Genomic DNA, 19,695 nt, shown 5'->3' with positions numbered 1-19,695 from the left:
GCTTTTCCATCATTTTACGGTTATCATGACTATCCATTCCTCGATTCGCTCCCATAAAAATCATACCCCCAAACTCGCCGACGGCGTCTTTGTAGATACCACCGCTTTAGTGATCGGCGATGTGGAAATCGGACAGGACTCTTCAGTGTGGCCCTATGCCGTGGTGCGCGGCGATATGCATCGCATCCGCATCGGTTGCCGCACCAGCATCCAGGACACTTCGGTATTACATATTACCCACGCCGGGCCCTTCAACCCCGACGGCTGGCCCCTGGAAATCGGCGATGACGTCACCGTTGGCCACTCGGCCACTCTGCACGGGTGCGCCATCGGCAGTCGGGTGCTGGTGGGCATAGGCACCATCGTCATGGACGGCGCCATTGTGGAAGACGATGTGGTTCTGGGGGCGGGCACCCTGGTGCCACCGGGCAAGCGACTGCAAAGCGGGCACCTTTATATGGGCAGCCCCGCTAAAATAATCAGGTCGCTGACGGCGCGGGAGCGAGAGTTTTTCACCTATTCCGCCGCCAATTACGTGAAGTTGAAAGACGAGTACCTGCGCAACCCATAATTATCGTCCCTTTCAGGACTCACCCTTGCGGGCGTTGGGCCGGCCGGCACCCGCCATAGGTGCGCAGATAGTCGATGACGCCGGTCATGGCATTTTTATTTTCAAAACGCCGGCTGACGCTGACCACATGGGCCACGATCTTACCCATATCGAACAACGCCTGTTCGGGCACGCAGTAAATGGGCTGATCTTGCTCTTTGGCTGCGTCATTCACCACTGCCAGGGCATCCAGAGCGCCCCCCAGATAGAATTGCACCGCGGGGCGGCTGGCGCAGGTTTCCTTGGCATCACCACATAATGCGAGAAATTCCTGGGTGGTAAAGGCACCAGCCGGACCTGCCCCGGCCAGTATTAAGGTAATACCGACGCATCTGGCTACATGGGTCATTGGTGTTTTCATAACTTCCTCCTGCTTGGTTGCTGCTAAGACTGGCTGTCGACCAGCGTTCCCGTCGACGTGTCCGCTTGTTTCTCCGGTCGTGTTTCTCTTGCATTTCTCTAGTATTTCTCTTGCGTTTAACTACTCATTCTTTTAGGATTATTATCGTTTTACAGTAATTTATTGCTGCAATATAACCACTGACATGAAAAAAATGCAATGCATGATTTGTTAATCAGCGCTTTTATTCGAGCACTGGTGCGCCTGACCTCGAAGTGCAGAAGAGTGGGCGGCGGTGTATCTGGGGTGTTGCCGGCGTGTCTCAGTGGCTCAGGATGGCGGAGTGAGCGGCGGACTCCGGGTCTGAAAGCCATCAGTTTGTCCAGCCTGCCCATGGCCTTCAACGGTAAAGGGGGCTCACGTGACTATTGTCGTTAACCTGGACGTGATGCTGGCGCGGCGCAAAGTCAAGTCAAAACAACTGGCCCAGGCCATAGGCATTACGGAGCAGAACCTGTCCCTGCTAAAATCCGGCAAGGTAAAAGGGGTGCGTTTTGCTACGCTGGATAAAATATGTGCCACTCTAAACTGCCAGCCCGGGGATATTCTGGGTTACCGGGAGGATATCGATGAAAGTTAGTAAGTTCTTTTGCCTCACCCTTACATTGCTGTGTCTGTGGGCCTGCAGTAATCGCCAGGTATACGAGAGCCTGCAGGCGGGGCAGCGTCGCGAATGTCAGCTTTTACCCGAGTCGCAAATCCAGGATTGCCTAGCGCGACACCAGCAGACTTATGATGAGTATCTGCGGGAAAAACAGGAAGTGGAGAATACCGACTAAAGCCGGTACAAACTGACCGTTAACGGGGACGAGCGTAACTATGGATTACCAAATCGCGAGAACCTATCTGCTCGGTAAGCCCGAGGCCGTGGAGGACTATCCATTTGGCCCGCAGGCCGCCGTCTACAAGGTAAAAAACAAAATGTTTGCAACCCTGGCGGAACAAGACGGTCACGCGCGCATGAACTTGAAATGTGATCCCGAAGAGGCCCTGGCGCTTAGAGATATCTTCGCCTCGGTCATACCGGGGTACCATATGAATAAACGCCACTGGAACACCGTCATTCTGGGTCGCGAGATTCCCGCCGGCGAAGTGGAACGTATGATTGATCGCTCCTATGGACTGGTGGTAAAAGGGCTCAAAGCGAGCGAGCGCAAAAGTCTGGAGCTGAGCTATGGCGCGGATCAGCTTTATCGATAAAGCGGCATGTTAAAACGCCTTTTGAGCGCCACCGCCGGCATAGAAGTTGGTGGCGGTAACCGCAGCATTTGACATACCCACGGCCTAAGCACTACTTTGTTTATCAAAACAAAGCCCGACAGCCAGCGAGACGCCCGTCCAATGAAGCCGGTCTACCACCCCCAAAACACTATCGAGGCCCACCTGATTCGCGGCATGCTGGCTCAACAGGGTATCGAATGTGTAATCCAGGGTGAATACTTGCAGGGCGGCCTGGGTGAGCTGCCGATGGCCGGCACCCTGGCGGTTTTAGTGTCGGAAAACACTTTCGACAGCGCCCGGGAAATCATTGCCTCTTATGAGCAAAGTCTGCTCGCCTAAACCCGAAGTGCCGGCCAGTTGAGAATAATTTTACCTCCCCGTGATACTTTCGTGATAACTCCCAAGCCCCGACAGTAAACAATAAGCTCTCGCATTTTCGGCCATGCTGGTGATGCAATGAGGGCGGCGTAGTCAAGAGGCTTAGTCAGAGTTGGGATGTAGTCAGTGTAGTCAGGACACCCACATTAGTAACCACATCAGAGGTGTAGTCAGGACACCCACATTAGAGGCACTTAGCCAGGACACCCACATGAGCAGTTAACAGGACAGTCATGGCGTAGTTAACAGGACAGTCATGGTAAATACCCACAGGACTCGTTAACAGGACAGTCATGGTAAATACCCGTGGCAAGCCCGGAAAGAGCCTAGTAGAGCCTAGTAGGACAGGCACCTTAGAGGGGGCTATCAGGACACCCACATTAAGAAACCATAAACAGAACCATAAACAGGACAGCCATAGCTGGAGATCGCAACCAAGACACCCACAGGAAGTATCTCTAAAAAGGGCCGTAACAGGACACTCATGACTGGAAGGACACTATCGGGACACGCACGACAGTCGCCTTGCCACCGCCCACACAACATCGAACTTTTAGCCCTGCAGTGACTCCATTGATTTTATTGATCCAAACCACCGACGCCAGATTATGAACCAGCCCCATACCGAAGCCCGTATTCTGGTCATTGAAGACGAAGCCGATATCGCCGAACTGCTGTGCCTGCACCTGGGAGACGTTTACTCGGAAATCGTTCACGAGAGCGATGGCGAGGCGGGCCTGGCGCGCGCCATGGCGGAACCCTGGGACCTGTTGGTGCTGGATATCCGCCTGCCCGGCATCGACGGTTTGGAAATCTGCCGCCGCCTGCGCACGGAAAACCAGTATCTGCCGATCCTGATGCTGACCGCCAAAACCACCGAACTGGACCGGGTGTTGGGCCTGGAGATAGGTGCAGACGACTATATGTCAAAGCCATTCAGCGTGGTCGAACTGATAGCCCGGGTAAAGGCCCTAATGCGACGCGCTTCGGCATTCGGCAATCTGCACCGGGCCGGCCGTGCCAAAGACGTTATCAAAATCGCCGACCTCAGCATCGATACCAGCAGCCGCAATGTCAGCCAGGCGGGCGAAACGGTGGAGCTCACCGCCAAGGAATTCGATCTGCTGCTGCATTTCGCCAAGCACCCCAACAAAGTGTTCCGCCGCTCGGAACTGCTCGATACGGTCTGGGGCTACGGCCATGAAGGTTACGAACACACCGTCAATTCCCACATCAACCGCCTGCGCTCAAAGATCCACCCGGGCTATATCGTCACTGTTTGGGGCGTGGGTTACAAAATGGTGACGACCTCATGACGATGGGAACACCGAGCGCCGCCACCGGCGACCTGCACTGGGCCCACACACTGCTGGCCAAACTGTCCGCCGTGCTGTTCGTGCTGTTTTGCATCATCGGCTTGACGGCATTCAGTATCGGGCGCTACGCCACCGATATGTACCATCAAGAACTGACCCAAAGACTCAACCTGGACATCGCCGAACATATCGCCGCCGACCAACCGCTGATGCAAAACGGCCAACCCAACCTGGCAGCACTCAAAGACCTGGCCCACTACGCCATGGTGATCAACCCCACCACCGAAATCTATCTGCTGGACCCCACGGGCAAAGTATTGGGACACGCCCTGCCGGAGGCGTCAGTGCAGGTGGACACGGTCCAGCTCGCACCGATTGTGGCGTTTATCAGCGGCAGCGCCGACCTGCCGCTGTTGGGACAGGACCCGCGCAACCCCGACAAGCAGAAAGTTTTCTCCGCCGCCCCGATCGTCGAGCAAGGTCAGCTACAAGGTTATCTCTACACCATTTTGGGCGGCAAGTTCTACGACAATCTGTCAGTTTCGGTTCAGGACAGCTACGTACTGACGATCAGTTCCACCGCCATAGTCGTCGCCGTGGTGTTTGGGTTTTTAGCCGGCATTGCCATTTTTCACCTGCTGACCCGCCGCCTGCGCCGCCTCACCCGCTACGTGGAAGTGTTTCAGCGCGGAGATTTCTCCGAACCTTTCAACCCGCCGCTGAGCAATGCCCGACACAGTGACGAGATAAATGCCCTGATGCTGGCGTTCAAGGCCATGGCCACCCGCATCAATCACCAGTACACCGCGCTCAAGGAACTGGACCGCAACCGCCGCGAGTTAATCACCAATATCTCCCACGACCTGCGCACGCCTCTGGTATCCGTGCAGGGATATCTCGAAACGGTCATTATCAAACACGATAGCCTCAACGACAGTGAAAAACTGACCTATCTCAAAAAAGCGCTGCGACACGGCAAGCGCCTGCGCAAACTGATTGCCGAGCTGTTTGAATTGTCGCGCCTCGACAGCAACTCCCTGCAGCCGAAGATCGAGCAGTTTCACCTACTGGAACTGCTGCAGGACCTGGCCCAGGACTTCACCTATCAGGCATCCCGTCGCAATATACGCCTCAGCGTATTGCCACCCAGCGGGGAATTTTGCGTCTACGCCGATATAGCCATGATACAGCGGGTGCTGGAAAACCTGATCGAGAACGCCCTGCGCTACACCCCCAGGGGCGGCTGGGTTAAAGTACTCCTGGAGGAAGACGACCAACAGGTTAGCGTGCATATTACCGATTCGGGCTGCGGTATCACCTCCCACGATATCCCGAAAATTTTCGATCGCTTTTACCGCGGAAGTCGACTCGGTGCCAAGGACACCGGCACCGGTCTCGGTCTGGCCATCGTCAAGCGCATTCTCGACCTCCATCACACGCCGATCCAAGTAAAAAGCGCGCCCGACCGCGGCACCGCGTTTACCTTCAGCCTGCCGTCGCAACTGGCGGCCCACTGATGCTTCACAACTCATGCCGCGGAAAAATTCAGTTAAACATAATGTTTTGAACTCCCCTGTTTCAATGCGCGAGGACTACCATGGAAGTTGAGCAAACAGCCCGGCAACAGGGTCACATCTTGTTGGGTAGGTTAAAACACTGTGCCTCGCCGATACTTGTCAAAAGATCAAAAGGTGTCTGCCCCATAAAGCGAGGCAGTGTCAGGTCCGGCACTCATGGCAGAAAGGCCATGTGAGTTTACCGCCCCACCGGAAGGTTTTCAGAAACACAAGTTAGACACACCCTGTAAACCCGGCCCGAAGACCTCTGCATCGGCGCGCCGCCGGCAAAGTTTCCGGAAGACTTGCGGTGGATACACCTGCCCGCGCAAGTATGCGGCGCCGGCACCTGCCGGGACCAAAACCGACTCGCACAGGCATCCCCCGGGACACCGCCGCCGGTGGCGTTAGCGTTTGCTTTCCGCCAAGGGTACACGCACTATATATCGATCCCGTACGGAGCGTGTAAACAGTGAGCTACACAGACACCTACCTTGACTCGGAAGACAATATCAAACTCTTCTTGCGTACTTGGCGGCCGCACGACCAGTCAAAGGCCGTGGTGCATATCGTCCACGGGCTTTCCGAGCATAGCCGCCGCTACGGTGCGCTGGCCGAGTTTCTAAATACACACGGCTACACCGTGGTCGCCCACGACCAACGGGGGCACGGCAGAACCGCCGGCACCGGCACCATCGGCCTGTTTGCCAACACCGGCGGCTGGCAAAAAGTCGTTGACGATGTCGGCCGGGTGCAACGCCACATCGGACAGGTGTTCCCTTCGCAAGCGGTGTTTCTGCTTGGTCACAGTATGGGCAGCTACGTCAGCCAGGCCTACCTGATACGCGGCGACAACAACGGACTGGCCGGCTGTATTTTATCGGGCTCCAACTTCGGCACCCCCGCGCTGTTCAGGCTGCTGCGGTTGATCGCCCGGTTAGAATCCTGGCGCCAGGGCATCGACGGGCGCAGCAAATTGATCAACCTCTTGTCATTCGGCGCTTTCAATAAAGCCTTTAAACCCAACCGCACCAACTTCGACTGGTTGTCACGGGACCCGCAACAAGTTGACAAATATATCAATGATCCCCTCTGCGGCCAGTTGAGCACCAACCAATTGTGGGTCGATCTGATGGCGGGACTGATCGAGATCACGCGGGTGCAAAACCTGAAAAAAATTCCCGCGCAGTTGCCGGTTTTCATCATCGGCGGTGAGCGGGACCCGGTGAGTGCAGGCGGACGCCTGACGCTGCTAAAAAATACCCTCAACAAAGCCGGCCTGCAGCAGGTGACACTAAAGCTCTATCCGCAGGCGCGCCATGAGATTTTCAATGAAACCAATCGGCAACAAGTTTACGAGGACCTGCTTGCCTGGATCACCGCCCAGCTTACCGCAAACTAAGGACACCCTCAGCCGGTCAACTCCTGCCGCAGTAACTGGATTACTGGCGCAGTGTCGGGCCTGACACCGCGCCATAGATAGAACGACTCCGCCGCCTGCCCCACCAGCATGCCCAAACCGTCAGCGATTCCAACAGCACCGCGCGCCCTGGCCCAGCGCAAAAAAACGGTCGGCGCGGCGCCGTACATCATGTCGTAACAGTGGGCATCTGCTGCCAAAAGATCATCGGGCAGCGGTGGCAGATCGCCGGCCAGGCTGGCTGCGGTGCCGTTGATAACCAAATCGAACTGACGGTCCGCCAAATCCTCGAAACCGCACACTTGCACCCGCCCCAGATCGCGAAAGCTGCGGGACAGTTGCAATGCCTTGGCAACCGTTCGGTTGGCGATCAATAGCTGCTCAGGCCCCTGTTCCAGCACCGGCTGCAACACGCCGCGCACGGCACCGCCGGCGCCGAGAATCAGCACGCGCTTAGCGCTGACATCCCAACCCAGGTTGGCGGTGATATCCGTCACCATACCGACACCATCGGTGTTGTCCCCCAGTACGCTGCCATCGTCCTGCAAGGCCAGTGTATTAACCGCACCGGCGCGCTCGGCCCGTTCGGTTACCCGGTCGGCATAGGTAAAGGCATTGAGTTTGAGCGGCGCCGTAATGTTCAGCCCGCGGCCGCCGTCGCAAAAAAACCGGGCTGCCGCGCTCTCAAACTGCCCCTCTTCGACCCGCTGTCTGGTATAGGTGATCGACTGCCGGGTTTGGCGGGCAAACCACTGGTGGATTTGCGGCGACTTGGAGTGGGCGATCGGGTTGCCGAACACTGCGTACTGATCGCTTTTATCGGCCACGGCGCTACACCCATTCCTGCGGCGGCAGGAACGTCTGTGTTAACTCGGCTTCGGGGCTGCCCGGCTGCGGCTGCCAGTCGTACTCCCAGCGCACCAGTGGCGGCAGCGACATCAGGATAGACTCGGTGCGGCCGCCGGTTTGCAATCCAAACAGCGTGCCCCGATCATAAACCAGATTGAATTCCACATAGCGACCGCGCCGGTAGAGCTGAAACCGGCGCTCCCGCTCGCCGAACGGCGTGTCTTTACGGCGCGCCATAATGGGCCGATAGGCCTTTAGATAACTGTCGCCCACAGCGCGCATCAAGTCAAAACACCGGCTAAAGCCCAGAGCGTTGAAGTCATCGAAGAAAAGTCCACCCACGCCCCGTGCCTCGCCGCGATGCTTGAGGAAGAAGTAGTTGTCACACCATTGCTTGAAGCGCGGATAAATCGACTCACCGAAGGGCTCGCAGGCCTGTTGCGCAGTCCTGTGCCAGGCCACGCAATCGTCGCGATTACCGTAGTAGGGCGTCAGATCGTAGCCGCCGCCAAACCACCAGACCGGTGCTTCGCCGGCCTTCTCGGCGATAAAAAACCGCACATTGGCGTGACTGGTGGGCACATAGGGATTGTGAGGATGAATCACCAGCGACACGCCCATGGCCTCAAAGCCGCGGCCCGCCAGCTCCGGGCGATGAGCGGTGGCGGAGTCCGGCATCTGCTCGCCGAATACATGGGAAAAGTTAACGCCGCCTTTTTCGATGACCGCGCCCTCGACCATCACCCGCGAGCGCCCACCGCCGCCGGCCTCCCGCTTCCAGGTGTCCTCGACAAACCGGCCGTCGCCGTCTTCAGCTGCCAAACCCTGGCAAATATCGTCCTGCAATTGCAGCAAATAGTGTTTTACTGCCGCTTTATCCGGCTCCGGCGCACCCATACTCGATCTCTGCACTGAAAATTTTAAGGAGGCTATTCTAAACCGGCCCCGGCACGCCCACCAGCGGCTCAGCCCGGTCGGGCGATCTGTCCGGAAACCAGATGACGTATTTCCGAGGGATTGGCTCGCCCACCGACCTGCCCCGGGGTGATGTAATCGAGCTGCTGGCCGAAATAGCGACGCACCGCCAGCGCGGTCCGGGCCGGGGGTCTGCCCTGGGGATTCGCGGAGGTGGAGACCAGCGGGCCATCGAACGCCCGGCACAGACCCTGCACCAGGGGATGATTGGTGACCCTCACGGCCAGGGTATCGAACTGGCCGGTAATCCAGCTACCGGCACGGCCGTTGGCGGGGACCAGCCAGGTGACCGGACCCGGCCAGGTATCGGCCAGGGTTTGGCGCTGCCCGGTGGACAGTCCCTCCAAATAGGGCTCCAGTTGCCCGATATCCGCGGCCACCAGGATCAATCCCTTGTCGGGACTGCGCTGTTTTAACGCCAGGAGGCGCCGTACCGCCGCCTCCTGGGCCGGCGCACAACCGAGCCCCCACACCGCCTCGGTAGGATAGGCAACAACGCCGCCGCTGCGCAGCACAACGGCGGTCCTGAGTATTCTCGGGTGGCGCGACCAATCCACCGCAGGGTTCTGAGGTTTTTCCATACAGGTAGAAACACAGCCGGTATTGACAAATTGGCATGAAACCCACCGACACGGCGACCCGGTTTGTACCTGGGGTTTGTTCCTCAGGCTTACGGGCCGGCCGGATTATCGATGGCATAAGAATCCGGGAAAACTTATCTCATGTCGGCATTGTACTCAAGCGAAACCGCGCACCAAGCGGCCCTCTGGTGACCTTTGATTTTCTGTCAAAGATACGGGCGTGACGAATGGCACTGCCAATCCGGGCGTCACTATCAATAGCATAAAAAACGAAGAGGGCCTGTTTCAGGTCAGCGCTTTACTTGACCCCCGCTATCTGGAGCGCTGGTAGCCCAGCACAGTCTGCTCAATATAGCCTTCCAACTCCAGAGACAGTAAGTTCGCGGTTACTTCGCTCGCAGACATTCCCGTACGGGCTGCCAGGTCGTCCACGGTAACCGGGTCAAAGCCCATTGCGCGGAGCACTGTGTGCGCTTGTGCAGTGGGCTCCTCAACCATGGAAGCAGTTACAGATGGGGGCACCTGTTGCTGCTGAAAGGCCAGCAGGCCGCGCAGGTGTTCTACAATATCGGTGGCCTGCTCCACCAGGGTGGCGCCATCGCGGATCAAGGCATGGCAACCGCGGCTGGCCGGGTTGTGTATCGAGCCGGGGATCGCGAAGACCTCCCGATTTTGCTGCAATCCGAGCCGAGCAGTGATCAGCGATCCACTCTTGACCGTCGCCTCGACTACCAGCACGCCCAGGCTGAGTCCGCTGATAATGCGGTTGCGGCGGGGGAAATTGGCGGCATCAGGCGGTGTTCCCGGGGGAAACTCACTGACCAGGGCGCCGCCGTGATCGATGATCGACTCGGCCAGGGTTCGGTGGCGGCGCGGGTAGACGAGATCGATACCGGTGCCGAGCACAGCCAGGGTGGTGCCGGCCGCCGCCAGCGCGCCGGCATGGGCCGCGGCATCCACCCCCAGCGCGAGGCCGCTGGTAATGGCAAAACCTGAGGCGGCCAGGTAGCGGGCAAACTCCCGAGCATTGTCCACGCCGCCGGGTGAAGGGCTGCGACTGCCAACCACGGCAAGCTGCGGCAACGCCAGGCAGCCCACATCACCCTTGACGTAGAGAACCGGTGGCGGTCGGTGAATTTCCCGTAGCAACGGCGGGTATTGGGTAGAATGGGCAGTGAGCACGGTTGCGTCCAAGCGGCCGATTTTGGCCAGGTCCCGATCCACCCGGGCCCCCAGCTCACTGCTGGCGGCGCAGCGCTTATAAGCCGCCAACTGCGCCAGCGCCGCTGCGCCGACCAAAGGCTCCAGCGCGGCGCTCGGTGCCTCCAAGACCGCAACCGGCGAACCGAATCGTTCAACTAATTGCCAGTAGCGGGCGCTACCGACCTGAGGCAGCCGCAGCAGGGTAAGCGCGGCCCGAGTGACAATATCCATACTATTCGTCCCTGAATAAATGTAAAAACAATCCTTTACCAGCAGCCCATTATCGCGCCGGGTGCCAGTTGGCTGTCAAGGCTCAGCAATTCCATTGCCTGTTACGGGGCTCTGCCAGGGCCTGCTGGCACTGGTTGCGCGGACTCCGTTACACCTGAAAAGACACCAAACTTAATGAAGCGACCCCCCGACGCAAAGGGCGCCAACTTGGGCGATCAACACCGATGGGAGGCAAAGCCAGCCCAGCAGCTACCACTCGAGCACTGTTAACAGGCCTTGAACCTGTCAACAATGCTTCACTGCGCCTTGATACTGTTTCGCCCGGATTGCAGGCGTGCCTGAGTAGATTCGGGCGATAGCCACTGTTGCCTGCGCTGTTATCGCAGCCTGTCGCCATGCTAGGGTTTGCGCACTTTATCGCTGACCGACAGCGGTTGATCGGACTCCAGAATCAACCCGAAGCTCATCTTATCGAAAGTGCGAAAGACCATCAGCAGCCCAGCCCGTTCATCGGGAAGGGTTACGGTATCACCACGCACCCGATCCCTGACGCGAACGCCATGTTTGTAGACCGCCAGCACGTTACCCACCTTCAGGCCCTCGCGGTCACCGCGGTTCAATATCACCACATCGAGCTTACCCACCTGGCTGACGCCGCCCTCCACCGCCATAATCACACCCTCGATATCTGACTCCGGCGGCGATGGGAAAAAAGTGGACTCGATGGAGCGCTCTTCATGCGGCAACAACCGATCCCGGATACGAATCTCCTGCGTAGTGCGGGTAACGGTCAGGGTGGCAATATCCTCCTCCAGGGTGCGGTATTTGGCGGTGCCGATATCCATCGCCTGATAACCGAGCACCTCCTCGGTTTCGGGGTCCACATAGACGTCCCCCTGGCGGTAGACTCCGTAGACCGGCACATCGTCGGCAAACTCGCCACGGGCATAGAGAAAGTCACCGGCCCCCACCACCAGCCGGCCGCCCTCGGCGGCAATCACGTGGGGTGCGGCCTCCAACTGACCGGCATCGAGAATACGGCTGCGGGAGAGAAAGTTATCGATCTCATCCAGGGGAATGGCGGGAATCGCGTCTCCCAGGGGCAGGACGTGAATCGAGGGCGACAATTTGGTGTCGCCCGGGCTCATTTTGAACTGTTTGGGACCCCGCTCCACTGTCAGTAAAGGCCTGCCGTCGATATAGATCAGGGCGATAGTATCGCCGGGGTAGATCAGGTGCGGGTTGGATATTTGGGGATTGACGTGCCAGATTTCCGGCCACATCCAAGGGTTTTGCAAAAACTTGTCCGATATATCCCACAGCGTATCGCCCTTTACGACCGTGTAGCGATCCGGGTGGTCGGGCTTTAAGCGCGCCTCCTGGGCCCAGGCGGAGACCGCCAAAAATGCGACTGTGAGCAGGCCTATTAGTGTTTTTTTCATAGAAACCGGTCCTGTTGTATTCGGCCCGCGGGCTTATAACCGTTATAATAGCCCGGAGAACCTGTGCTGGTTCCGTTTGCAGGGCGTACAAAGAGGCTACGGGGAGACCCCTGCATCAGCCTCTTAATTGCTGTGCGATCATAATGTTAGCAGCGGTTGTTACCTTTTTACTAGAAGTTTGTCACAAAGGCCCGGTTTACCCTAGTCATGGCTATATTAGATATTCTTGAATTTCCCGATCCGCGCCTGCGCACCAAGGCCAAAAAAGTGGTTGAGGTAGACGACAAAGTGCGGACATTGATCGACGATATGTTCGAAACCATGTATGCCGCACCGGGTATCGGCCTGGCGGCAACCCAGGTGAATGTACACCAGCAAATTGTGGTTATCGATATCTCCGAGGATAAGAATCAACCGCTGGTATTTATCAATCCGGAAATAGAGGTACTGGACCAGCAGTTGCACGAGTACGATGAAGGTTGCCTGTCGGTGCCGGGATACTACGAGACAGTAGAGCGCCCGCAGCATGTCCGCATTACCGCCCTCGACCGCAACGGTGAATCTTTTACGCTCGAACCCGACGGCTTGCTGGCGGTGTGTATTCAGCATGAAAAGGACCATCTGGATGGCAAGCTGTTTGTCGACTACCTGTCGCAGATCAAGCGCCAGCGCATTCGCAAAAAGCTGGAAAAGCAACAGCGACTGCGGGCCTGAACCGACCTGATGACCCAATCCCTACGTATTGTCTTCGCCGGCACACCGGAGTTTGCCGCCTGCCACCTGCGGGCCATTGTCGCCAGCCACCACCAGGTGCTGGCGGTCTATACCCGGCCGGATCGCCCCGCCGGACGCGGCAAAAAGCTGCGCATCGGCCCGGTCAAACAACTGGCCGAGGCCGAGCAGCTACCGGTCTACCAACCCGCCACGCTCAAAACAGCCGCCGCCCAGCAGGAGCTGCGGGCGCTGGCGGCCGATATCCTGGTAGTGGTGGCCTACGGCCTGTTGCTGCCGCCGGCGGTGCTGGAGACGCCCCGCCTCGGTTGCATCAATGTGCACGCCTCACTGTTGCCGCGCTGGCGCGGCGCGGCGCCAATCCAGCGGGCCCTGGAAGCCGGCGACAGCGAAACCGGCATTACCATCATGCAAATGGACGCGGGGCTGGATACCGGCAATATGCTCTTAAAAGCCGCCTGCCCGATCAATGAGGACGACACTGCCGCCAGTCTTCACGACCGGCTGATTACGCTGGGCACACCGGCATTGATGGAGACCCTGGCGCTGCTGAGCCGCGGCGCTGTCAGCGGTGAAGCCCAGGATGAGCGCCTCGCCTGTTACGCCAACAAGATCACCAAAGAGGAGGCGGCGCTCGACTGGCGGCGTCCCGCCTACGAGCTGGATCGGCGTATTCGCGCGTTTTACCCGTTCCCGATTTGCCATACGCAGATAGGTGCCGAACGCCTGCGTATCCACGCCGCTCAGCCGGTAGAGGCGGCACACCAGGCGCTGCCCGGCACCATCTTGAGCGCTGGCGAAGAGGGCATTCTGGTCGCCTGCGGCGAACAGGCGCTGCGCCTCACCCGGCTGCAACTGCCGGGTAAAAAAGCGCTTGCCGCAGCTCAGGTGCTCAACGGTTACGCCGACTTGTTCGCTCCCGGCAAGCAGCTAATCTGACCGATGGAGCCGCGCGCCGCTGCCGCCAGCGCTCTGGCCAAAGTCATCCGCCAGGGGCGCTCCCTCGCCAGCGTGTTGCCGGTCGCCGTGAATCAGGTGGAAACCAGGAACGCGGGCCTGGTGCAGGAGCTGTGCTACGGCAGTGCCCGCTGGTACCCGCAGCTCCAGCGCCTGTTGGCGCAGCTCCTGGTGCGGCCGCTGAAAGCAAAAGACAGCGATATCAAGGCCGCCCTGATTATTGGCCTGTACCAGTTGATTTACACACGGGTCCCGGATCACGCCGCCATCAGCGCCAGTGTCAACGCTACCCGACAACTCAAGAAGGACTGGGCCAGCAAATTGGTCAACGGGGTGTTGCGCCGTTTTCAGCGCGAACGCGATGCCTTGATGGCCGCTCTGGCAGACGACCCCGAATACCGCCTGGCTCACCCCGCCTGGATGATCGACGCCATCGATGCGGCCTGGCCACAGCAGGCGGCTGCGATCTTTACCGCCAACAACGACCATCCGCCGTTTACCCTGCGCGCCAACACCCGTCGAGTTACTGTGTCGCAACTGCAGCAGCAACTGCGCGATGCAGACATCGCCTGCACCCCCACACCGTTTAGCGACAGCGGCGTAACCCTGGCACGGGCCTTAGATGTCAATGAACTGCCGGGCTTTCAGGCCGGGCAGGTCAGCGTGCAGGACGAGGCGGCGCAACTGGCGGCCGGCCTACTGCTGCTGCAACCCGGCCAGCGGGTACTGGATGCCTGCTGTGCGCCGGGCGGCAAAACCGGCCATATCCTGGAGCGGGAACCGGCACTCGAACACCTGGTAGGTGTGGACCTGGAAGCCCGGCGCCTGCAGCGCGTAAGCGACAATCTCGAACGCCTGCAGTTGCAGGCCGAACTGATCTGCGGCGACGCTACCCAACCACAACAATGGTGGCAAGGACCGCCGTTCGATCGCATCCTGTTGGACGCGCCCTGCTCTGCCACCGGGGTTATCCGCAGGCACCCGGATATCAAATTACTGCGCAACAGCGCCGATATTGCTAAGCTTGCGCAATTGCAACTGCGGCTGCTGCAGGCACTGTGGCCGCTGCTGGCACCCGGGGGGATGCTGGTTTATGCAACCTGTTCGATCATGCCGGCGGAAAATACCGAGGTGATTGAACAGTTTTTATCCGCTTGTAGCTGCGCCCGTCACCACGTTATCGATGCACCCTGGGGTCTGGCCCAGCCGTTCGGTCGCCAGTTGCTGCCTCGAGCTGCGGGCCACGACGGGTTCTACTACGCGCGGCTGCAAAAAGCCGGCGCGGCCGAAAAAACTGGTCTACAACAATAACCAGATGCGTTAAGGTCCGCTACGACCATGAAGATTATCATTTTAGGCGCCGGCCAGGTGGGGGGAACCCTGGCGGAAAACCTCGCCAGTGAAGCCAACGATATTACTGTCGTCGACAGTAAGGAGAAGCGCCTGCGCGAGCTGCGCGACCGTATCGATATCGGCGTGGTTGCGGGGGAGGGCTCGCACCCGGGAGTACTGATTCAGGCCGGTATCGAAGACGCCGATATGTTGATCGCGGTCACCAATAACGACGAGATCAATATGGTCGCCTGCCAGATTGCCCACAGTCTGTTCAGCACGCCGACCAAGATCGCCAGGATACGCTCGACCGCCTACCTGTCGGAGCCGCGGCTGTTTCGGGACGAGTCGATTCCCATCGATGTATTGATCAGTCCGGAAAAGTTGGTGTCCGGTTACATCTTTCGCCTGATAGAGCATCCCGGCGCACTGCAGGTGCTGGATTTCGCCGAGGGCAAGGTGCAGCTGGTCGCGGTAAAAGCCTACTACGGCGGACCGCTGGTGGGTCAGGAATTGCGCTTTCTGCGCCAGCATATGCCTTCAGTGGACACGCGCGTGGCCGCCATTTACCGGCGCGACCGCGCTATCACCCCGGAGGGCTCGACGGTTATCGAAGTCGACGACGAGGTGTTTTTTATTGCGGCGAAATCCGATATTCGCGCGGTGATGAGTGAACTGCGCCGCCTCGAGCGACCTTACAAACGCATCATTATCGCCGGTGGCGGCAATATCGGTCTGCGTCTGACACGGGAGCTGGAGTCGCGCTACTCGGTCAAGTTGATGGAGTACAGCGGCGAGCGCTGCAAATACCTGTCGGAGCAACTTGAGCGCTGTGTGGTATTGCATGGCAGCGCCTCGGACCAGGACCTGTTGCTGGAGGAAAACATCGAGGACACCGATGTGTTTCTGGCGCTCACCAACGACGACGAAGCAAACGTGATGTCCTCTATGCTGGCCAAGCGCCTCGGTGCGCGCAAGGTCATGACGCTGATCAACAATCCCGCTTATGTGGATTTGGTGCAGGGAGGGGAGATCGACATCGCGATATCGCCGCAGCAGACCACTATCGGCAGCCTGCTGACTCACGTCAGGCGTGGTGATATGGTCAACGTGCACTCACTGCGCCGCGGTGCGGCCGAGGCCATCGAAGTGATCGCCCACGGCGATCAGCGCTCCTCCAAGGTGGTGGGCAAAACGATCGAGGAGATCGACCTGCCGGACGGCGCCAATATTGGCGCGATCGTGCGTGAGACCCCCCAGGGCAGCGACGTGATCATCGCCCATGACGACGTGGTGGTGGAGACCGGCGATCATGTGATTGTGTTTCTGATCAACAAAAAGCACACCCGCGATATCGAGCGGCTGTTCCAGGTCGGCTTTACTTTTTTTTAACGGGCGCACATGCATTTTTCCGTCATCTTTCGCGTGTTGGGCATTCTGCTGATGCTGTTCAGCCTGACGCTGATACCGCCGATGCTGGTATCGCTGTGGTTTGCGGATCAGACTCATATCGCCTTTCTGACCTCGTTTGCCATTACCTTTGCCACCGGGCTGGTGTTGTGGCTGCCGGTTTACAACAGCAGGCAGGATCTGCGCACCCGGGACGGCTTTTTGATTACGGCGCTGTTCTGGTCGGTGTTGGGGCTGTTCGGTTCGTTGCCGTTTATGTTTTCTCACAGCCCTGGTTTATCCTTTGTCAATGCCGCCTTTGAATCACTTTCCGGTCTCACCACCACCGGCGCCACGGTGATTACCGGTCTGGATTCGCTGCCCAAGGCCATTCTCTATTATCGCCAGCAGCTACAGTGGTTGGGAGGGATTGGTATTATCGTTATTGCGGTGGCGATACTGCCGATGCTCGGTATTGGCGGCATGCAACTGTATCGGGCGGAGACGCCGGGACCGATTAAGGATACCAAGTTGACGCCACGTATTACCGAGACGGCGAAGGCGTTGTTCTTTATTTATCTCGGGCTCACCCTGGCTTGTGGAAGTGCTTACTGGCTGGCGGGCATGAGTTTATTCGATGCTATCTGTCATGCGTTTTCCACCGTTGCCATTGGCGGTTTTTCCACCTATGACGCCAGTATCGGGCACTTTGACAGTGCCACTATCATGCTGGTTTGCATGGTGTTTATGGTGCTTTCCGGGGTGAACTTCGGGCTGCATTTTTTTGGTTGGCAGGACCGCAGTATCCGGCATTACCTTGTCGATCCGGAGTTTCGTTTTTATGCATCCTGCATCTTGTTGGGTGCTGCAGTTACCAGCGTTTACCTGGCGCTCACCGGCACCTACTCTATTGGCCAAAGTGCACTGCAGGGCAGTTTCGAGTTGATATCTTTGCTGACCACTACCGGGTTTGGCACGGCTGACTTCAGTGCTTGGCCTACATTCCTGCCTTTTATGTTGTTTTTGTTTGCTTTTATGGGTGGTTGTGCCGGCTCCACGGGGGGCGGTATGAAGGTGATTCGGGTGTTGTTGATTTGTAAGCAGGGGTTGCGGGAAATTCACCGATTGATTCACCCGAATGCGGTAATACCCATCAAGATTGGTCGCAAGTCTGTTTCTGATCGCGTGGTGGAGGCGGTGTGGGGATTTTTTTCGGTCTATGTCATTGCATTTATGGTGATGTTTTTGATGTTGTTGGCCACTGGGCTGGATTTTGTTACCGCGTTCTCTGCCGTCGGCGCCTGCATCAACAATCTCGGTCCCGGCCTGGGTCAGGTAGCGGCTCACTACGGAGACCTTAACGCCACGGCCAAGTGGGTGTTGTGCTTCGCCATGCTGTTGGGCCGACTGGAGGTGTTTACGCTGCTGGTGTTGTTCACTCCTGCTTTCTGGCGGCCCTAGCCGGCCCAGCAGCTAAAACCTCTAGTCCAGAGACCCTCCAATCCAGACACCCATGAAAGTCCAATCCAGACACCCATGATAACCTCTCTCCACCTCCAATTCAGACACCCATGATCCTCTAATGTAGACACCCATCTTTCTAACCTGGACACCCACGATAACTCCCAATCCAGGCACTTACCTTTCCAATCTTCAGCATCCATAATTGACTTTTTGAATTACTTTCTATCTTAGGCATTTTAAACAAGACACCCACCATAGGTATTCTAAACAAGACACCCACGATAAGTATTGACAGCCACACCTATTAACTGTATAAAAGCACAGTTAATTGATTACGGACGATCAACATGCCAAAACCAAGGAAGCAGATCATATCGCTCGATATCACTCCTTACTATCACTGCACCTCTCGCTGCGTCAGACGCGCCTTTCTTTGTGGCCAAGACTCACACACCGGGCAATCCTATGAACACCGAAGAGGCTGGATTGAAGAGCGCTTACTGCTCCTCGGCCAAGTCTTTGCCATTGACATTTGTGCCTATGCGATCATGTCCAACCACTATCATCTCGTCTTGCATGTCGACACAGCTGCGGCATCGCAATGGAGCAATCGAGAGGTCTGTGAGCGTTGGCATCAACTCTATCGGGGAACTTTGCTAACCCGAAAGTATCTCGATAAGGAACCGCTGTCTGATCTCGAGATGGAGGCCGTGGAACACCGGCTTGGGCTCTGGCGACAGCGTTTGAGCAATATCAGTTGGTTTATGCGCACGCTCAATGAAGCCATAGCCCGAGCAGCAAACAAAGAGGACAACTGCACCGGAAGGTTTTGGGAGTCCCGTTTCACCGCACAGGCCTTGCTAGATGAAAAGGCACTCACCGCTTGTATGGTCTATGTAGATCTAAATCCCATCCGGGCAAAAACAGCAACAACACCCGAGACGTCTAAACACACATCGGTCAAGCTTCGAATAGATGCTGTAAAAACAGGTCAACAGTCAACTCAGCCTAGCACTCTACTGCCATTTGGGGGAAATTTTCGGGAACCGAAGTCCAAAGGCTTGCCTTACCAGCTAGCGGACTATCTGGCTCTTGTTGACTGGACTGGCCATAGTATTCGGGCGGACAAAAAGGGTTTTATCTCTGATACTTTTCCTCCAATACTCGCGAGACTCGATATCGCTCCTACCCACTGGCTTTACCTGGCAACCCGATTTGAGAGCCGCTTAAAGGGGCTGGTCGGCAGTATCTACGCTCTAAAAAAAGCGACCGACCAACTGGGATATCAACGTACCCCCGGAGTGAGGGCCTGTCAATTGCTGTTCAGTTAATCCAACATGCCACTTTCCACTGTGAATATCGCTACAGTAGCATTAGCGGTATGTTAATAAGAAGTCGTAACTAGGCCAAACTCTCCGCACGCCCCCTAAAGCTCGCCCACATATTTGTGATTTTAGTGCCTCTCTCACTTTAACTTGCTGATTATCGCTCTGTTCCTTTTCAGCTGCTAATCCATAGTCGTAAGGCGGGTGTCTTGATTGTCCTTTGATTGTCTCCTCAACTGTTAGGCCAGTCCATGATCTTAAGATGGGTGTCTCAATTGTTATTTTGGCCAACCCATGATCGTAAGATGAATGTC

Annotated in this window: 20 protein-coding genes; 14 read left to right on the top strand and 6 right to left on the bottom strand. The window is 57.4% G+C overall.

Annotated elements, in window-relative coordinates; translation table 11 throughout:
* Positions 1-25: 25 nt before the first annotated feature.
* Positions 26-571, top strand: coding sequence for a gamma carbonic anhydrase family protein (locus FKG94_RS20440; protein WP_142928803.1), 546 nt, complete (start codon positions 26-28; stop codon positions 569-571).
* A gap of 19 nt (positions 572-590) precedes the next feature.
* Here FKG94_RS20440 and FKG94_RS20435 read toward each other — a convergent pair whose 3' ends face one another.
* Positions 591-971: a hypothetical protein gene (locus FKG94_RS20435; protein WP_142928802.1), complete on the bottom strand. Its 381-nt coding sequence runs from the start codon at positions 969-971 to the stop codon at positions 591-593.
* Positions 972-1,371: 400 nt separating this feature from the next.
* On the opposite strand from FKG94_RS20435, the gene FKG94_RS20430 reads away from it, so the two are divergent.
* From FKG94_RS20430 to FKG94_RS20400, 7 genes are all read left to right on the top strand, one after another.
* Positions 1,372-1,590, top strand: a complete 219-nt coding sequence (locus FKG94_RS20430; protein ID WP_142928801.1) for a helix-turn-helix domain-containing protein — start codon at positions 1,372-1,374, stop codon at positions 1,588-1,590.
* Positions 1,580-1,789, top strand: a complete 210-nt coding sequence (locus FKG94_RS20425) for a hypothetical protein (RefSeq protein ID WP_142928800.1) — start codon at positions 1,580-1,582, stop codon at positions 1,787-1,789. The genes FKG94_RS20430 and FKG94_RS20425 overlap by 11 nt, the downstream gene beginning before the upstream one ends.
* A gap of 40 nt (positions 1,790-1,829) precedes the next feature.
* On the top strand, positions 1,830-2,210 hold the full coding sequence (locus FKG94_RS20420) for an MmcQ/YjbR family DNA-binding protein (protein WP_142928799.1): 381 nt from the start codon (positions 1,830-1,832) through the stop codon (positions 2,208-2,210).
* 141 nt (positions 2,211-2,351) lie between these two features.
* Positions 2,352-2,570 (top strand): putative signal transducing protein, encoded by a 219-nt coding sequence (locus FKG94_RS20415; RefSeq protein WP_142928798.1) that lies wholly within the window; start codon positions 2,352-2,354, stop codon positions 2,568-2,570.
* Positions 2,571-3,217: 647 nt separating this feature from the next.
* Positions 3,218-3,925 carry a response regulator transcription factor gene (locus FKG94_RS20410; RefSeq protein ID WP_142928797.1) on the top strand — a complete coding sequence of 236 codons (708 nt, stop codon included), beginning with the start codon at positions 3,218-3,220 and terminating at the stop codon, positions 3,923-3,925.
* A complete protein-coding gene (locus FKG94_RS20405) occupies positions 3,922-5,442 on the top strand; it encodes a sensor histidine kinase (protein ID WP_142928796.1) in 1,521 nt (506 codons plus the stop codon). The genes FKG94_RS20410 and FKG94_RS20405 overlap by 4 nt, the downstream gene beginning before the upstream one ends.
* A 511-nt stretch (positions 5,443-5,953) precedes the next feature.
* Positions 5,954-6,883 (top strand): alpha/beta hydrolase, encoded by a 930-nt coding sequence (locus FKG94_RS20400; protein ID WP_142928795.1) that lies wholly within the window; start codon positions 5,954-5,956, stop codon positions 6,881-6,883.
* An 8-nt stretch (positions 6,884-6,891) separates the two neighbouring features.
* Here FKG94_RS20400 and aroE read toward each other — a convergent pair whose 3' ends face one another.
* From aroE to FKG94_RS20375, 5 genes are all read right to left on the bottom strand, one after another.
* Entirely contained in the window at positions 6,892-7,728 is an 837-nt protein-coding gene (gene aroE, locus FKG94_RS20395) for a shikimate dehydrogenase (protein WP_142928794.1), read from the bottom strand.
* A gap of 4 nt (positions 7,729-7,732) precedes the next feature.
* Positions 7,733-8,647 (bottom strand): oxygen-dependent coproporphyrinogen oxidase, encoded by a 915-nt coding sequence (gene hemF / locus FKG94_RS20390; protein ID WP_142928793.1) that lies wholly within the window; start codon positions 8,645-8,647, stop codon positions 7,733-7,735.
* Positions 8,648-8,715: 68 nt separating this feature from the next.
* Positions 8,716-9,306: an L-threonylcarbamoyladenylate synthase type 1 TsaC gene (gene tsaC, locus FKG94_RS20385; RefSeq protein WP_142928792.1), complete on the bottom strand. Its 591-nt coding sequence runs from the start codon at positions 9,304-9,306 to the stop codon at positions 8,716-8,718.
* 312 nt (positions 9,307-9,618) lie between these two features.
* Positions 9,619-10,740 (bottom strand): DNA-processing protein DprA, encoded by a 1,122-nt coding sequence (gene dprA / locus FKG94_RS20380; protein ID WP_142928791.1) that lies wholly within the window; start codon positions 10,738-10,740, stop codon positions 9,619-9,621.
* A 398-nt stretch (positions 10,741-11,138) separates the two neighbouring features.
* On the bottom strand, positions 11,139-12,182 hold the full coding sequence (locus FKG94_RS20375) for a LysM peptidoglycan-binding domain-containing protein (RefSeq protein ID WP_142928790.1): 1,044 nt from the start codon (positions 12,180-12,182) through the stop codon (positions 11,139-11,141).
* A 207-nt stretch (positions 12,183-12,389) separates the two neighbouring features.
* Here FKG94_RS20375 and def point away from each other — a divergent pair, with 207 nt between their 5' ends.
* The 6 genes from def to FKG94_RS20345 all read left to right on the top strand — a co-directional run bounded on the left by def (position 12,390) and on the right by FKG94_RS20345 (position 19,387).
* Positions 12,390-12,896, top strand: coding sequence for a peptide deformylase (gene def / locus FKG94_RS20370; protein ID WP_142928789.1), 507 nt, complete (start codon positions 12,390-12,392; stop codon positions 12,894-12,896).
* A 6-nt stretch (positions 12,897-12,902) separates the two neighbouring features.
* Positions 12,903-13,853: a methionyl-tRNA formyltransferase gene (fmt, locus tag FKG94_RS20365; protein ID WP_425460060.1), complete on the top strand. Its 951-nt coding sequence runs from the start codon at positions 12,903-12,905 to the stop codon at positions 13,851-13,853.
* Between the two features lie 3 nt (positions 13,854-13,856).
* Positions 13,857-15,182 (top strand): 16S rRNA (cytosine(967)-C(5))-methyltransferase RsmB, encoded by a 1,326-nt coding sequence (rsmB, locus tag FKG94_RS20360; protein ID WP_142928787.1) that lies wholly within the window; start codon positions 13,857-13,859, stop codon positions 15,180-15,182.
* Positions 15,183-15,209: 27 nt separating this feature from the next.
* Complete coding sequence (gene trkA / locus FKG94_RS20355) at positions 15,210-16,595, top strand: Trk system potassium transporter TrkA (RefSeq protein WP_142928786.1); 1,386 nt, start codon at positions 15,210-15,212, stop codon at positions 16,593-16,595.
* A gap of 9 nt (positions 16,596-16,604) precedes the next feature.
* The gene (locus FKG94_RS20350) at positions 16,605-18,053 is read left to right on the top strand and encodes a TrkH family potassium uptake protein (protein ID WP_142928785.1); all 1,449 of its coding nucleotides are present in this window, start codon (positions 16,605-16,607) and stop codon (positions 18,051-18,053) included.
* A gap of 350 nt (positions 18,054-18,403) precedes the next feature.
* Entirely contained in the window at positions 18,404-19,387 is a 984-nt protein-coding gene (locus FKG94_RS20345; protein ID WP_142928784.1) for a transposase, read from the top strand.
* Positions 19,388-19,695 lie beyond the last annotated feature (308 nt).

The sequence above is a fragment of the Exilibacterium tricleocarpae genome, from assembly GCF_007004655.1.
Classification (GTDB): Bacteria; Pseudomonadota; Gammaproteobacteria; order Pseudomonadales; family Cellvibrionaceae; genus Exilibacterium; species Exilibacterium tricleocarpae.
This window is presented reverse-complemented; position numbering and strand designations above follow the sequence as displayed.

Coding starts and splice junctions, on each gene's coding strand:
- FKG94_RS20350 (WP_142928785.1), top strand. CDS start 16,605: ATGCATTTTTCCGTCATCTTTCGCGTGTTGGGCATTCTGCTGATGCTG.
- rsmB (WP_142928787.1), top strand. CDS start 13,857: ATGGAGCCGCGCGCCGCTGCCGCCAGCGCTCTGGCCAAAGTCATCCGC.
- FKG94_RS20410 (WP_142928797.1), top strand. CDS start 3,218: ATGAACCAGCCCCATACCGAAGCCCGTATTCTGGTCATTGAAGACGAA.
- FKG94_RS20420 (WP_142928799.1), top strand. CDS start 1,830: ATGGATTACCAAATCGCGAGAACCTATCTGCTCGGTAAGCCCGAGGCC.
- def (WP_142928789.1), top strand. CDS start 12,390: ATGGCTATATTAGATATTCTTGAATTTCCCGATCCGCGCCTGCGCACC.
- FKG94_RS20415 (WP_142928798.1), top strand. CDS start 2,352: ATGAAGCCGGTCTACCACCCCCAAAACACTATCGAGGCCCACCTGATT.
- hemF (WP_142928793.1), bottom strand. CDS start 8,647: ATGGGTGCGCCGGAGCCGGATAAAGCGGCAGTAAAACACTATTTGCTG.
- tsaC (WP_142928792.1), bottom strand. CDS start 9,306: ATGGAAAAACCTCAGAACCCTGCGGTGGATTGGTCGCGCCACCCGAGA.
- dprA (WP_142928791.1), bottom strand. CDS start 10,740: ATGGATATTGTCACTCGGGCCGCGCTTACCCTGCTGCGGCTGCCTCAG.
- trkA (WP_142928786.1), top strand. CDS start 15,210: ATGAAGATTATCATTTTAGGCGCCGGCCAGGTGGGGGGAACCCTGGCG.
- FKG94_RS20405 (WP_142928796.1), top strand. CDS start 3,922: ATGACGATGGGAACACCGAGCGCCGCCACCGGCGACCTGCACTGGGCC.
- FKG94_RS20435 (WP_142928802.1), bottom strand. CDS start 971: ATGAAAACACCAATGACCCATGTAGCCAGATGCGTCGGTATTACCTTA.
- FKG94_RS20440 (WP_142928803.1), top strand. CDS start 26: ATGACTATCCATTCCTCGATTCGCTCCCATAAAAATCATACCCCCAAA.
- FKG94_RS20345 (WP_142928784.1), top strand. CDS start 18,404: ATGCCAAAACCAAGGAAGCAGATCATATCGCTCGATATCACTCCTTAC.
- FKG94_RS20375 (WP_142928790.1), bottom strand. CDS start 12,182: ATGAAAAAAACACTAATAGGCCTGCTCACAGTCGCATTTTTGGCGGTC.
- FKG94_RS20425 (WP_142928800.1), top strand. CDS start 1,580: ATGAAAGTTAGTAAGTTCTTTTGCCTCACCCTTACATTGCTGTGTCTG.